The organism is Vibrio sp. 2033, assembly GCF_033339735.1.
The window spans coordinates 39742-54181 of the sequence record NZ_JAWOVC010000010.1; the positions used below are offsets into that span (position 1 = coordinate 39742).

The 14440-nt window shown below is 45.8% G+C and carries 11 protein-coding genes; 4 read left to right on the plus strand and 7 right to left on the minus strand.

Going from position 1 to position 14440, the window contains the following annotated elements:
* Nucleotides 1-60: 60 nt before the first annotated feature.
* On the plus strand, nucleotides 61-990 hold the full coding sequence (locus R7P74_RS14190) for a Kdo(2)-lipid IV(A) acyltransferase (protein ID WP_213871669.1): 930 nt from the start codon (nucleotides 61-63) through the stop codon (nucleotides 988-990).
* A 54-nt stretch (nucleotides 991-1044) separates the two neighbouring features.
* Here the strand turns inward: R7P74_RS14190 and panC are convergent, their stop codons facing one another.
* The 7 genes from panC to sfsA form a co-directional block, all read right to left on the minus strand.
* Entirely contained in the window at nucleotides 1045-1950 is a 906-nt protein-coding gene (gene panC / locus R7P74_RS14195) for a pantoate--beta-alanine ligase (protein WP_005380005.1), read from the minus strand.
* 11 nt (nucleotides 1951-1961) lie between these two features.
* Complete coding sequence (panB, locus tag R7P74_RS14200) at nucleotides 1962-2756, minus strand: 3-methyl-2-oxobutanoate hydroxymethyltransferase (protein WP_005386592.1); 795 nt, start codon at nucleotides 2754-2756, stop codon at nucleotides 1962-1964.
* Nucleotides 2757-2780: 24 nt separating this feature from the next.
* Nucleotides 2781-3266, minus strand: coding sequence for a 2-amino-4-hydroxy-6-hydroxymethyldihydropteridine diphosphokinase (gene folK / locus R7P74_RS14205; protein WP_005380007.1), 486 nt, complete (start codon nucleotides 3264-3266; stop codon nucleotides 2781-2783).
* Nucleotides 3263-4630 (minus strand): polynucleotide adenylyltransferase PcnB, encoded by a 1368-nt coding sequence (gene pcnB, locus R7P74_RS14210; protein ID WP_005386589.1) that lies wholly within the window; start codon nucleotides 4628-4630, stop codon nucleotides 3263-3265. The genes folK and pcnB overlap by 4 nt, the downstream gene beginning before the upstream one ends.
* A gap of 102 nt (nucleotides 4631-4732) precedes the next feature.
* Nucleotides 4733-5596, minus strand: a complete 864-nt coding sequence (gene gluQRS / locus R7P74_RS14215) for a tRNA glutamyl-Q(34) synthetase GluQRS (RefSeq protein WP_213886702.1) — start codon at nucleotides 5594-5596, stop codon at nucleotides 4733-4735.
* Between the two features lie 95 nt (nucleotides 5597-5691).
* Nucleotides 5692-6138, minus strand: a complete 447-nt coding sequence (dksA, locus tag R7P74_RS14220; RefSeq protein ID WP_005386584.1) for an RNA polymerase-binding protein DksA — start codon at nucleotides 6136-6138, stop codon at nucleotides 5692-5694.
* Between the two features lie 136 nt (nucleotides 6139-6274).
* A complete protein-coding gene (gene sfsA / locus R7P74_RS14225; protein WP_017635909.1) occupies nucleotides 6275-6991 on the minus strand; it encodes a DNA/RNA nuclease SfsA in 717 nt (238 codons plus the stop codon).
* A gap of 66 nt (nucleotides 6992-7057) precedes the next feature.
* Between sfsA and hrpB the strand changes: the two genes are divergently transcribed.
* The 3 genes from hrpB to R7P74_RS14240 all read left to right on the plus strand — a co-directional run bounded on the left by hrpB (nucleotide 7058) and on the right by R7P74_RS14240 (nucleotide 14344).
* Nucleotides 7058-9526, plus strand: coding sequence for an ATP-dependent helicase HrpB (hrpB, locus tag R7P74_RS14230; RefSeq protein WP_213886701.1), 2469 nt, complete (start codon nucleotides 7058-7060; stop codon nucleotides 9524-9526).
* A complete protein-coding gene (mrcB, locus tag R7P74_RS14235; protein ID WP_053306758.1) occupies nucleotides 9519-11891 on the plus strand; it encodes a penicillin-binding protein 1B in 2373 nt (790 codons plus the stop codon). Before hrpB ends, mrcB begins: the two co-directional genes overlap by 8 nt.
* A 122-nt stretch (nucleotides 11892-12013) precedes the next feature.
* Complete coding sequence (locus R7P74_RS14240) at nucleotides 12014-14344, plus strand: patatin-like phospholipase family protein (RefSeq protein ID WP_005380018.1); 2331 nt, start codon at nucleotides 12014-12016, stop codon at nucleotides 14342-14344.
* Nucleotides 14345-14440: the final 96 nt, after the last annotated feature.

The following is a 14440-nucleotide window of genomic DNA, read 5'->3' on the forward strand; positions in this document are numbered from 1 at the left end:
TACAATTTTTCGGTTTTTATCATGGTAGGTTTCAATCATTTGTAATAAATGAGTGATCCTATGAATATTGTCCCGCCGCCGCCTTTCTCCTATCAATTACTTAAGCCCAAATATTGGTCTGTATGGCTGGCATTTGGATCTTTAGCGATTCTTGTTAATGTACTGCCATACGTAGTATTACGAATCTTAGGTAGAAGCATCGGCTGTATTGCGATGCATGTAATGAAGCGCCGACACAAGATCGCTCTGCGTAATCTCCAGCTGTGTTTCCCTGATTTTACGGATTGGCAATGTAAGGACGTAGTACGAAAAAACTTTCAATATACTGGAATGGCGATCATCGAAACCGGTATCGCCTGGTTTTGGCCAGATTGGCGGATACGTCGGATAACCTCTATTGTTGGAAAAGATCGTTTACTCGCTGAGGAAAAGAATGGACGTGGTGTGTTGGTGGTGTGCAGTCACCATTTAAACTTGGAGATAACCGCTCGTATTTTTAGCCGGTTTGCCCAAGGTTATGGCGTTTATCGCCCAAATTCGAATCCTGCTTATGAGTTTATTCAACATCGAGGTCGAACTCGTTTTGGACATCAAATGATTGATCGAAAAGACGTGAAATCAATGATCAAAGTTCTGAAGAGTGGTCATCGACTTTGGTATTTGCCCGACCATGATTATGGCGTTAACCATTCTGTTTTTGCGCCGTTTTTTGCTGTTGAACAAGCGGCGAGTACCGTCGGGTCTAGTGTTCTCATTGATGCAACAAAGTGCGCGGTTATATCTGGCGTTACAGTGAGTAAAAATCACCATTACACGCTGTACATTGGAAAAGACATTAGCGAGTGTTTCGAGAGACGTAATGCGGTTAAAGCGGCAAGCATCTTGAACCAAGAGCTTGAGAAAATGATAAAACGTGATATTCCAGCGTGGATGTGGCTGCACAAGCGGTTTAAAACTCGCCCTGAAGGGTTAGATTGCGTCTATACGTAGAGTATAAAAAAGGTCGACTTAAGAGTCGACCTTTTTACTTTTATGACTCAGAGCTTACTCTGCGCTCTCTGAGTTTGTATTGTTAGATTCAGCTTCTTCCTTCGCTTCGACAACCATATCTACCGTTTGGTTATCGATAAGACGAGCCTTGCCTAGGAACGCAGACATCAGAATGACAGCTTGTGTCGTTTCTGGTGTGATCACTTGTAATGTACGAGCATCACGAATGAAGATCTCATCAGGGTGCAGACCTGCAGCTCGAAGTTGGTCGCTTGCATCTTCGATGATCGATGCGTAGTCATCGCGGCCACCGCGAATGGCACTACTGATCCAACGCATTGTACGAGCAAGTACAGGAGCACGTTGACGCTCGTCCAGCGTAAGCAAGCCATTGCGTGAACTCATTGCTAAACCGTCCATTTCACGTACGGTTGGTACACCGATGATTTCAATGTCCATTGCTAGGTCATCAACCATCTTGCGGATAACCGCAAGTTGTTGGAAGTCCTTCTCGCCGAAGCACGCGACATCCGGTTGTACGATGTTAAACAGCTTATTCACAATCGTCGTCACGCCACGGAAATGACCTGGTCGAGACGCGCCTTCGAGAATTGTTGATAGGCCAGGGACATCGACGAAGGTTTGCTTATCCAGACCTTCTGGGTAGATAACTTCTGGTGTTGGCGTAAATACCACATCGACCCCTTCAGAGGTTAACTTGCTTAAGTCTTCCTCTAGCGTGCGTGGGTAATTATTTAAATCGTCTGCACGATCAAACTGCATCGGATTAACAAAGATGCTTACGACAACGATATCAGCGTATTCGCGTGCTTTACGCACTAAAGTTAAGTGGCCTTCGTGAAGGTTGCCCATGGTAGGGACAAACGCCACTTTACGACCTTCACGTTTAAAGGTTTTAAGGTGTTCACGAACTGCTGAGATTTCCGCAAAAGTTTGCATGCATTTATCCTCTAGGCAATGGTATGAGCGTCGTCTGGGAATACACCGTTGGCTACATCTTCAATGTATTTAGTAACGGCTTTGCGCATATCACCTGTTTCAGCAAGAAAGTTTTTGGAGAATTTCGGCATGTAGTTGGCAGAAATACCAAACATATCATGCATTACGAGAATTTGACCATCTGTTACGTTACCTGCACCAATACCGATAACAGGAACGTCAAGCACTTGCGTAATACGTTCAGCAAGCTCAGCTGGTACGCATTCTAGTAAGACGATTTGAGCGCCTGCTTCTTGCAGCGCTAATGCGTCTTTTACCATGCGGTCTGCTTTTTCTTGATCGCGACCTTGGATTTTGTAACCACCAAAAATATTAACAGCTTGAGGAGTTAAACCAAGATGAGCACAAACTGGAACTGATCGTTCAGTGAGCATTTTCACCGTGTCGACAAGCCAGTCACCACCTTCAATTTTTACCATATTGGCACCAGCACGCATCAGTTTAGCCGCATTTTCGCAAGCTTGCTCTGGCGTGGTGTAGCTCATGAATGGCATGTCTGCCATCAACAAACAATTTGGGCTACCAGCGCGTACGCAACGAGTATGGTAAGCGATATCATCGACCGTTACTGGCAGAGTATCGTTGTGACCTTGCAAAACCATACCTAGAGAATCACCGACAAGAAGTACTGGCATTTCTTGGCTTTCAAACAGTTGGGCAAAGCTCGCATCATAAGCGGTTGAAGTAGCAAATTTACGACCTTCTTGCTTCCACTTGATTAGGTCGTTGATGGTCATTTTTTTCATGGTTTTATCCTTACTAGGAGTTGGCTATGACTGCCAGATACTGAGGCCGTTTCTATCTACTTGTTCCAGTAGTTTAGAGACCTCGGTCCCATCAGGGAGTTGTAAACTTGGTGCAATTTCCGCAAGAGGGTAGAGTACGAATTCACGCTCTTTCATTCCATAATGAGGAACGATCAGCCTCTCGGAATTAATCACCTCATTGCCATAAAGCACAATGTCGAGGTCCAAGGTTCTTGGTCCCCAGCGTTCGTCTTTACGGACACGCCCTTGTTCTTGCTCTATAGCTTGTGTGCAATTGAGCAATTCAATAGGCGTCAAACTGGTGTTAATAGACACAACCGCATTGATGTAATCCGGTTGGTTTTGTGGCCCCATTGGCGTGCTGCTGTATAGCGAAGAAGCTTGAACAAACTCTGATTTAGGCAGCGTTTTTAATGCTTCAATCGCTTGCTTCGCTTGGCTGACAGGATCAGCCAAGTTACTGCCTACCGCAATGTACGCTGTAATCATGATTTGGGCTTACTCTTTTTCTTGCGATAAGTTTTACGGCGGCGTTGGCCTGTTTTCGGTGATTGACCGTCTAAGTCGGCAGCCATTGCTTGACGCATTTCTCGGCCTGCATTTTGAAAAGTTTCCCACCACTTGGCAAGCTTCTGAGTGTCACCACCTTCAATTTCACCGCGCATTTCAAGAAAATCAAAGCCAGCTCTAAATTTATTGAGCTCCATAAGACGGAATGCACGTTTACCGTTACGTCGTGGAAGACGAAGCTGTAACTGCCAAATCTCGCGAATGGTTGCGGTGTGGCGTCTTGGAATGGCAATTGTGCGAACTTGCTCGTCAAGAATGATGTTGCTCGCTTCCATAATGGCGTCGTAATGGCCTAAGTTGCGCTCTTCCATCAGTTCATCGGCTTTCGCACACAGTGGGTACCACAGCATTGCAGCAAACATAAATGCTGGATTGATGCGTTTCCCATCTTCGATGCGCATGTCGGTAGAATCTAGGACAAGATCCAACATCTGCTCAGTGTGAGAGGAGTAATCTTCTGTAAAGTGCGCTGCAATCGTCGGGAATAGTTGCTGGAATAGGTTGTACTCACGCAGTAGGTGGTAGGTTTCTAAGCCATGACCGGATTGCAATAATTTGAGTGACTCTTCAAAAAGACGCGCTGACGGAATGTCACCGAGCAACGGTGCCATGTGTTCGATTGGCGCTGCGGTGTCTTCTTCAATATCAAAGTCTAGTTTTACCGCGAAACGAACCGCACGCAGCATGCGCACAGGGTCTTCACGGTAGCGTGTTTCTGGATCACCAATCAGTCGAATTAGGCGATCTTCTAAATCTTCAATACCACGTGCGTAGTCGTGAATCGAGTAATCTGCGATGTTGTAGTACATCGAGTTAATCGTGAAATCACGGCGCTCAGCATCTTCATCGATGGTGCCGTAGACGTTGTCACGCAGCAGCATACCCTCTTTTGATTGCTGAGAAATGCTCTTATTCTTTTGCTCTTGGTGGTGACCACGGAATGTCGCAACCTCAATGATGTCTCGGCCAAACATAATATGAGCCAAGCGGAAGCGGCGACCAATCAAACGGCAGTTACGAAATAGCTGTTTGATCTGTTCCGGCGTTGCGTTGGTCGCAATGTCAAAATCTTTTGGTTTTTGTCCAAGCAGTAAGTCTCGAACCCCGCCACCCACAAGAAAAGCATCGAAACCAGCACCATTTAGGCGGTACAGTACCTTCAGCGCATTATCACTGATCTGCTTACGCGAAATGTTGTGCTCTTCACGAGTTATTACATTGAGAGCGAGCTCTGGAATTGTGGCAGGTTCGCTTGGTGTATAGTCGTTTGTATTCATGTGCATCTGGCAATAACTGGGTTTAATCCAATCTTGCTTTGGTTAGTTTTATACGCCTCTAGGGCCTAATTTGCGGCTAATGATAGCCTACACAATGCCATTTGAGAATCACGGTGTGATCTCGATCTCTGCTGGAAGCTGTTCCAAGCACCAGTTTTCGCAGCCCCAACGAAGAATATCTTCTATGTTGGCCGCCCTTACGGTTTCAGGTATCTCGAAACCTAAAAATGTCATGGCGCGCAATAGAGTAGGTTTTGGTGTATCTATATCAATAGCCGTCGCGTGATTTTGTTTCGACAATTTATTGCCGTTGTTGTCCATCGCCAATGGTAAATGCAAGTAGCTAACTTCAGGCTGACCAAGTATTTGGTACAGGCTAATTTGACGCCCTGTCGGCTCGATTAAGTCTGCACCTCGCACGACTTCTGTGACGCCTTGGTCGATGTCGTCCAATACTACCGCAAGATTATAAGCAAATAATCCATCTCGACGTTTAATAATGAAATCTTCATTAACGAGTTGCTCTGGAATAGTAATGGTTCCCCGCTTTTGGTCGAGGAAATGAGCGACAGGCTTGGTCATTTTTAGGCGAATCGCGCCGTCTTTCAAGTTTTTATCGCGGCAAGTGCCAGGATAAAAACCGCCATGCTCTTTAATTTGCTTACGAGTACATTGGCAATAATAGGCTTCCCCATTTTCGAGCCATTTGTTTATTTGAGCTTGGTAAAGGTCGTGACGTTCGCTCTGGTATACCACTTCTCCATCCCAATGCAGCTGATAGGCCTTGAGTGCCTCTAGGATAAGTTGCGCTGCACCTGGCATTTCTCTTGGTGGGTCTAAGTCCTCAATACGTACTAACCAAGCTCCGTTTTGTGCTTTCGCTTGAAAATAACTGCCAAGAGCGGCAATCAGTGAACCAAAATGCAGTGGACCAGAAGGAGATGGGGCGAATCGACCTACATAGCGTGTCATGCGTGTATCTCGAATTTAGTAAACAAATAGGGTGCGAAGATAGCCAAAACAAAAAGGGAGCCTGAGCTCCCTTCAACAATCATAATGCTGGGTGATTAACCTTGCATTTGCTTCTCTTTGATTTCTGCAAGTGTTTTACAGTCAATACAAAGGTCAGCGGTTGGACGTGCTTCAAGACGGCGAACGCCAATCTCTACGCCACAAGACTCACAGAAGCCAAAATCGTCTTCTTTGATTTTATCCAAAGTCTTTTCAATCTTCTTGATCAAACGGCGTTCGCGGTCACGGTTACGCAGTTCTAGGCTGAACTCTTCCTCTTGAGAGGCGCGGTCAACTGGATCTGGGAAGTTTGCTGCTTCGTCCTGCATGTGGTGAACAGTACGATCCACTTCAGCTCTTAGCTGGTCGCGCCAAGCTGTTAAGATTTTCGTAAAGTGTTCAACCTGCTCTGGTGACATGTACTCTTCACCAGGTTTTTCCTGATATGGCTCCACGCCGGCAATGGCTAGGATGCCTATCGTTTTCTTCTTTGATTCTGGCATACAGCATCTCCTACTTACACCTAGTCAACTGCTACGCAGTCAATTTAAGGCGGGTATCTATAGCAAAAAGAGGCGGTGCAAGCAAATACTGAATCGCAAAGTTATCGTCAATGTGAAGACGACATCATTTTTTCTCTTAATTGATAAAATCAATAGCGGAAATCAGCTTCATTCCAGTATCGCTCAGTTCAGCTTTGTAGCAGAGAACTTCCACTCCAGCGTCTTGTGCTTGTTTGAGTAATAGTGAATATTTCGCGTCTATATGGTGCGCCGCGGATACTTTTTCAATACCTGAATGTAAAACAGTGAATAAAAGTATGGCTCTACTTCCATTTTGTGCCATTTCTGTGAGCTCTCTCAGGTGTTTTTGTCCCCGAGTCGTGACCGCATCTGGGAAGTATCCTTGTCCAGTAGAGTCGGTCTCATCAAGAAGAGTGACGCTTTTCACTTCTATATAGCACTTTGGCTTGTCGTCTGCGCTGAGCAAGATATCAATTCGGCTATTTTCATTGCCGTATTTCACCTCAGTTTGAAGTGTGTCATAACCACAAAGCTCTGAAATGACATTATTTTCAATAGCCTCTACGGCTAATTGATTGGCGCGCGCGGTATTGATACAAATACGGTGGCCTTGTTCGGTTTCACTCAACTCCCAACTATTGGGGTATTTTCGTTTCGGGTTGTCGGAAGTAGAAAACCAAACCTTGTTTCCGGGCGTTGCACAACCCGTCATTGCACCTGTATTTGCGCAGTGGATTGTACGGATTTCACCAGTATCGAGCTCGATATCGGCAAGAAAGCGTTTATAACGTTTGAGTAGAGTGGCGGACTCTAAAGCGGGTGTGAAATGCATTTGCTTATTTAGACAAAAAATTTTTTATGTACAATGTTGCCACCATTACACCATAAGGTATTTTCTTTGTCACAATTGCCGATTGAAGCCGTGATGCCTGAGTTGCTGACGGCGGTCAAAAATCAACATCAAGTGATCTTAAAAGCGGCGCCTGGTGCCGGTAAGTCGACTTACTTCCCTTTGCAGTTACTCTTAAATCATTCGGTTGCTGGAAAAATCATCATGCTTGAGCCAAGACGACTCGCGGCGCGTAACATTGCCCGTTATCTTGCTGAGCAATTGGGAGAACAAGTTGGTCAACGCGTGGGTTATCGAGTTCGTGGCGAGGCAAAGGTAAGTTCTGCAACGCAGCTGGAGATCGTGACCGAAGGGATCATGACCAGGATGATCCAAACTGACCCTGAACTGGATGGGGTTGATCTACTGATCTTTGATGAGTTTCATGAACGCAGCATTCATGCCGATACCGCTTTGGCATTCAGTTTAGAAGTTCAAGAGGCATTGCGAGACGATCTCAAGCTGGTGGTAATGTCGGCAACGCTTGACCAACAAGCATTACAATGGTTGTTGCCAGAAGCCAGTTACATTGAATCTGAAGGGCGCAGCTTTGATGTGGCAATGCGCTACCAGCCGTTAGGTGTGAACGAGCATTTACCTACGAGTATGGCAAAAACAATAGAAAGTCTTATGAACAAAGAGTCTGGATCTTTGTTAGCTTTCCTACCGGGTGTTGGTGCCATAAAACAAGTTGAAGAGCGGTTGTCTCATTTAGCGGATGATATCGACGTATGCCCACTTTATGGTCAACTGAGCTTTGCAGATCAACAAAAAGCGATTACGCCAGCAGAACAAGGTAAGCGTAAAGTCGTTCTAGCGACCAACATTGCAGAAACTTCACTAACGATTGAAGGCATTCGCCTCGTCGTTGATTCTGGGTTAGAGCGTATTGCCCGCTTTGATTTGAAAAACGGTTTAACACGCTTAGAGCAAACACGCATTGCACAGTCTTCAGCGATTCAGCGTGCAGGACGAGCGGGACGAATAGAAGAGGGCATTTGTGTTCGTCTTTATTCTGAAAACCAGTTCAAGCAGCAACCGCTGGTTCCCCAACCCGAAATTTTGCATTCCGATTTAGCTAGTTTAGTTATGGAGCTTGCCTTTTGGGGAGCGAGTGATATCCACGATCTAAAGTGGCTTGATGTTCCCGCTAATGCGTCATTGGAACAAGCGAAGCAGCTATTGGTGTCATTGGGACTACTGACGGAACAAGGGCAATTAACGTCCGAAGGAAAACAGGCGCATGAACTAGGCGTTGAGCCTCGTGCGGCTGCGATGCTAATTAAAGCGCAATCTTACAGTGATAAGATGTTAAATGCTGCTTTGGCGGCGGTCGCACTGATTGAAGAGCCAGAGAGAAATGTTACCAATATCGCTCATAGCTTGCATCGTTGGCTTGTTGGTACTCATCCAAAAAAGTCGATGTTGTTCAAGCGTGCTCAATCTCTGGCGTACAAATTGGATACGGTATTTGACCTGAAAGGCGTGGATGAAGATGCATTACCGCTGGTGTTAAGTTTGGCATTTCCAGATCGCATTGCGCAGCAGCGCACAAATCAATTTGGGCGATTTACTTTGGCTAATGGTCATGGTGCAGAATGTCATCAGGAAGACATGCTAGGTGGCTGTGAGTATTTGGTTGCCGTTGACTTAATGCGTTCTCATTCTAATTCAAGTCAAATTCATTCGGCATGTGAATTGGATGTCAATATATTGCGAACGACCTTTGATACGCTATTTTCGTCTGAAGAAGTAGTGGACTGGGATGAAAAAAGAGGCCGTCTAATAGCTGAGCGACAAACAAAACTCGGTCTGCTGGTCGTTGAACGCGAGCCGTTGCCAAGCCCGGGCAAAGAAAAAATGACACAAGCTTTACTCACGTATGTCCGCCGCCAGGGCTTACAGAGTCTAAACTGGACACCGGCAGCGGAGAGCTTGTTGGCTCGGATTCGTTGTGCGGTGGAATGGTTACCTGAGCAGTCATGGCCAATGTTTGATGAAGCCAGTTTGCTGGATTCATTAGAGGAGTGGTTAGAACCATACATGACGTCTGTCAGCTCGGTTAAAGACCTGAGCAAGATAAACTTGGTCGAAGCGCTTAATGCTCTATTAGGTTGGCCACTCAATCAACAACTGGATGAATGGTTACCTGAGCATTACCAACTACCCACAGGTTCAAAGAAGCGTATCCGTTACCAATATGGCCACGAGCCGATATTATCGGTGCGTATGCAAGAAGTATTTGGGGAGAGTGGTTCCCCAACGGTAGCTCTTGGCCGCAAGCGTTTGGTGCTTGAACTGCTTTCACCGGCACAACGTCCATTGCAAGTAACGTCGGACTTGGCGGCTTTCTGGAACGGAAGCTACAAAGACGTTCAAAAAGAGATGAAAGGGCGCTACCCAAAACACGTTTGGCCAGATGATCCTGCCAATCATGTAGCAACAACGAAAACAAAAAGACAATTGAATAATGACTGACAGCAAGAAGCCTAGCGCGAAAAAAGCGCCAGCGAAGAAAAGTACAACCAATAAAGGAACCGCAAAACAGACTCGACGTACGCCGAGTAAAAAGCCGACTAACGAGAAACGTTCGTGGTTGAAAGTTCTGTGGTCGTTTAGCTGGAAAGCTGGCGTTGCACTTGCCGCTGTTTTGCTGTTTGTTGGGATTTACTTAGATAGTGTGGTGAAAGAACGCTTTGAAGGTCAGCTGTTTGAGCTGCCAACGGTGGTTTATGCCCGTATCTTGAATCTAAGCCCTGGTGAGAATATCACCATCCAAGAACTGCGCAACGAGCTAGATGTGTTGAATTACCGTAAAGTGAGTCAACCTCGTTACCCAGGCGAATATTCCTCTTCTTCCACTCGGATTGAATTGATTCGTCGTCCATTCGAGTTTGCCGATGGTCCCGAGCCGGATCGTCACATTATGCTGCATTTCTCTGATTCCGGCTTGCAACGTATTCAGTCTTTAGAATCTCGAGGAGACCTTGGTTACTTGCGCCTAGAACCGAAGATGTTGGGCATGCTGGAGAAAGACCGTGATGAACAGCGCCTTTTCTTACGTCGTGATCAGTTCCCTGAAATTTTGGTGGATGCACTGCTTGCGACCGAAGACCGGGATTTTTATCAACATGACGGGGTGTCACCGCTCGCGATTGCACGTGCATTGGTTGCGAACATTAAGGCGGGTCGTACTGTTCAAGGTGGTAGTACGCTGACTCAGCAATTGGCAAAAAACCTGTTTTTGACTCGTGATAAAACACTGTGGCGTAAAGTTCGAGAAGCGTATATCGCGCTAATTTTGGATTACCGTTACAGCAAAGATCGTATCTTAGAAGCCTACCTAAACGAAGTGTACCTAGGTCAAAGTGGAGGTGAAGCGATCCACGGGTTTGGCTTGGCGTCGCGTTATTATTTTGGGCAGCCAATTCAGGAGTTGCGAATCGATCAATTGGCGATGTTAGTTGGGATGGTAAAAGGACCGTCTTACTACAACCCAATTCGTTACCCTGAGAGAACGAAAGAGCGTCGTGATCTCGTTCTGCGCCTGTTAATGCAGCAAAACATGTTGACTTCAGAGCAGTATGAACAAGCTGTAAGTCGTCCACTCGATACGCAAAGCAAGCCACGTATTGCGAGCCGTCAGCCAGCTTATTTCCAACAATTGAGTATTGAATTAAAAGAAAAAGTTGGGGAGCGATTTAAGGCAGAGACCGGACTGCGCGTATTTACGTCTCTGGACCCAGTATCGCAAAGCAAAATGGAACAAGCTATCGCGAAAAAGATCCCAGAACTAGCTAAACGGGGTGGTAAAGAGTTAGAAGCCGCAGCTGTGGCCGTTGATCGCCATAGTGGTGAAATCCGTGCGATGGTAGGTGGTAAACGTGTCGGTTATGAAGGCTTTAACCGCGCGCTCAATGCCAGTCGTCCGATTGGTTCTTTAGTGAAACCAGCGATTTACTTAACGGCTCTAGAACAACCGGATAAATACAACCTAGGCACGACGCTACACGACACGCCGTTAAGTCTGAAGAGCAGTAAAGGTAACGTGTGGACGCCGCGCAACTACGATAGAAAATATCGTGGTGATGTGCCACTTTACATTGCTTTAGCGAAATCACTTAACGTACCGACCGTGCGCTTAGGTATGGCACTTGGCATTCCTGAAGTGTCCAATACTTTAGAGCGTTTGGGCGTGAACAAAGACGAAATTCGCCCAGTGCCTTCGATGTTTTTGGGTTCGTTTTCTTTGACGCCATTCGAAGTTGCACAGATGTATCAGACTCTGACGAATTCAGGTAAGCGTGCAAAACTGACCGCTCTGCGCTCAGTCATGGATATGGAAGGTAATGTGCTGTATCAATCCTTGCCTCGTTCATCAAGAGCCGTGGATGAACAAGCTGCATGGCTAACGACCTACGCGATGAAACAAGGGGTTGCTCAAGGCACTGGCCGCTTCTTACAAAGCCAGTTTGGTTGGGCTGCATTGGCAGGAAAAACGGGTACCAGTAATGACAACCGCGATAGTTGGTTTGTCGGTGTTGATGGTCGTGAGGTGACGACAATTTGGCTAGGCCGTGACGATAATAAACCCGTGAATCTAACAGGGTCGAGTGGTGCATTACGAGTGTACGCAGAGTACTTGAAGCAGCGTATTCCTGAGCGTTTAGAGCTCCCATGGCCAAGAGAAATCACCACATTAGGGTTCAAGCCTACATCTGATGGAGGTTTAGAAATGAACTGCCGTAGTGATTACAAACTGCCGATTTGGGATAAAACCGGTCAGATAAAGCAACAGTGTGAGAAGAAATCAAACTGGTTAAATAGCATATTTGATTGGTAGCATCGCCAAATCAACAACATTAGCTTGTTTATCTGATTAATTCTTAGTACATATTAGGGCGTGTTAGTACAGTACTGCTAGCACGCCCTACTTGATCAGATATTCAATAAAGGAAGAAGTGAATGTTCAAAAAGCTGTTATCAAGCCCATCGGTTCGCAACTTTGCGCTTTGGGTTAGTACCTTTTTGATGATCACTCCTTCTGTTTCCCTCGCAAACTCTCTAACAAAAACGGATGACTTGGAACCTCGACCAAAGGTGGCGGTTGTGCTCGCTGGTGGCGGAGCGAAAGGGGCGGCACACATTGGAGTTTTAAAAGCATTGGAAGAAATGCAGATCCCTGTGGATATTGTGACCGGTACCAGTATGGGCGCCTATGTGGGTGGGCTTTATGCCACGGGTATGAGTGCTGATGAAATCGAGAGTTTTATCTACACCGTCGATTGGGGCAGCGGTTATCGAGATCGTGTTGACCGTAGCCAACGTCGAGTTCGTGACAAAGAGTATGAAGACCGCTATCAAATTAATACCGATCTCGGCTTAAGGTTCGGTGAGGTACGAGCACCAACGGGTGTGGTGCAAGGCCAGAACATGTTGCGAGTATTGCGTGAGACTACAGGGAACTTAGGGCGATTCGATTCTTTTGATGATCTTGCCATTCCTTATCGTTCTGTTGCGACTGATATTCTTGCCCTAGAAGAAGTCGTACTGGGCAATGGTTACCTTGTGGACGCCATGATGGCTAGCATGTCTGTACCAGGAGCGCTTCCTCCTTATAAGCTCAATGGCCATATGCTTGTTGATGGCGGTGTCGTCAATAACATGCCTGTCGATGTGGCTCGCGCCATGGGGGCTGATGTCGTTATTGCCGTCGATATTAGCACCGATTACAAAACCGAAGATGAATTTACGGGGCTGTTTACTGTCGCGGACCAACTCTCTAACTATCTCGTTCGTCGTAGTACACAACAGCAAGTGGACGAGCTTGAACCTCAAGATATCTATATTCGTCCCAATGTGGGCACCATGGAAACTGTCGAGTTCGACAAAATGCCTTGGGCTTTTCAAGCTGGGTACGATATTACCAAGCAGTTAAAAGACAAGCTGAAAGGGTTGCGCTTGTCCAATGCGGACTATCAAAAATACATCGATCGCAAACAAGAAGTTCGTAAAACTTTGATTTATGGCGATCAGCGTGTGGTTGATGACATAGTGATTGTTAATAATACGCACTACAGCGATGTGTTGTTGACGAATCGTATTGAACTAGAAACCGGACGTCGTATTTCAACGGCCGAAATTGAGAAAGCCGTTGAAAACCTCTACGCGTTAGATCGGTTCGAGCTCATCACTTATCACTTTGAAGAGGTTGATGGTGAGACATTGTTGGTTTTTGATGTTAACGAGAAGTCGTGGGGGCCTAATTATCTCAACTTCCGATTTTTTCTTGAAGATGACTTCGATACAGATAGCCAGTACGGCATAGGAATATCGACCAACTTTACCAATTTAAACTCTCATGGCGCGGAGTTGGCGTTCAACGTAGAAATGGGCACGGATAAGCTGATTGAAGCTGAGTTGTATTCCCCTGTTTTATCTAGCCAAGAACTTTTTGTATCGGGGCGAATTTCCTATGGTAGTGAGAGCCGAAACTTACCTTTAACAGAGCCTCAAGCACCAGATTTAGAGTCAGTAAATGACTTTTTTCCGGTCACTTACGATGATTTTACAACAGAGTTAGCGATAGGTATCCAACCCACATTGTGGCAAGAACTTCGATTTGGCGCTCGCTACTCAACCGGAGATATTGAGCTTTCTACTTTGGCTTCTGCTGGTAAATTGGATTTTGAACGTCGTGGCCTGTTTGCCAATTATCGCCTAGATACACTTGATGATTTCGCATTTCCGACTCGTGGGCTTTTAGTCGATCTCGAATATTTAGTGTCTCATGATCAAAGTCCTCAAGGCGTTAGCCTTTTAGAAACTGACAAAATTATTGAAGATACCGTTTATGAAATCTCTGCACGATTTAAAGGTGCAGTGAGTCATCAGCGTCATACTTTAGTCGGACATGCTGAATATAGTTTTGTAGAGAGTAAAAACTCATCTTTACCGCTTGATCCCAGAGAGTTGGGCGGCTTTTTAAGCCTATCTGGAATCCCAAGAAATAGCCTGATCGGACAGAACTTATTTTTCAGCAGTTTGGTGTACCGATATAAGTGGTTTGATAATGATTTCGGATTGTTTGAAGCTCCAGTCTACCTGGGCGCATCGGTCGAATATGGCGGTGTTTGGTCTGATAATGATCTGAAACTAAACGAAGCGCCGCTTTACAATGCTGGCTCCATCTTCTTTGGTGTTGACTCACCAATAGGACCAATAATGTTGGCATACGGTCGTACCGAGCAAGATTTAGATGCTGTGTATTTGATCGTAGGAACATCGTTTAATTAATCGGGTATGAGAAAGCAAAAACTTGGCATATTTGGTCAAAATTAGCAGAACTTTAGTCGTAAGTTGCTATGTTGGTCAAAATGATAAGATTTTAAT

Coding starts and splice junctions, on each gene's coding strand:
- gluQRS (WP_213886702.1), bottom strand. CDS start 5,596: ATGACACGCTATGTAGGTCGATTCGCCCCATCTCCTTCTGGTCCACTG.
- pcnB (WP_005386589.1), bottom strand. CDS start 4,630: ATGCACATGAATACAAACGACTATACACCAAGCGAACCTGCCACAATT.
- R7P74_RS14190 (WP_213871669.1), top strand. CDS start 61: ATGAATATTGTCCCGCCGCCGCCTTTCTCCTATCAATTACTTAAGCCC.
- sfsA (WP_017635909.1), bottom strand. CDS start 6,991: ATGCATTTCACACCCGCTTTAGAGTCCGCCACTCTACTCAAACGTTAT.
- dksA (WP_005386584.1), bottom strand. CDS start 6,138: ATGCCAGAATCAAAGAAGAAAACGATAGGCATCCTAGCCATTGCCGGC.
- panC (WP_005380005.1), bottom strand. CDS start 1,950: ATGCAAACTTTTGCGGAAATCTCAGCAGTTCGTGAACACCTTAAAACC.
- R7P74_RS14240 (WP_005380018.1), top strand. CDS start 12,014: ATGTTCAAAAAGCTGTTATCAAGCCCATCGGTTCGCAACTTTGCGCTT.
- mrcB (WP_053306758.1), top strand. CDS start 9,519: ATGACTGACAGCAAGAAGCCTAGCGCGAAAAAAGCGCCAGCGAAGAAA.
- panB (WP_005386592.1), bottom strand. CDS start 2,756: ATGAAAAAAATGACCATCAACGACCTAATCAAGTGGAAGCAAGAAGGT.
- folK (WP_005380007.1), bottom strand. CDS start 3,266: ATGATTACAGCGTACATTGCGGTAGGCAGTAACTTGGCTGATCCTGTC.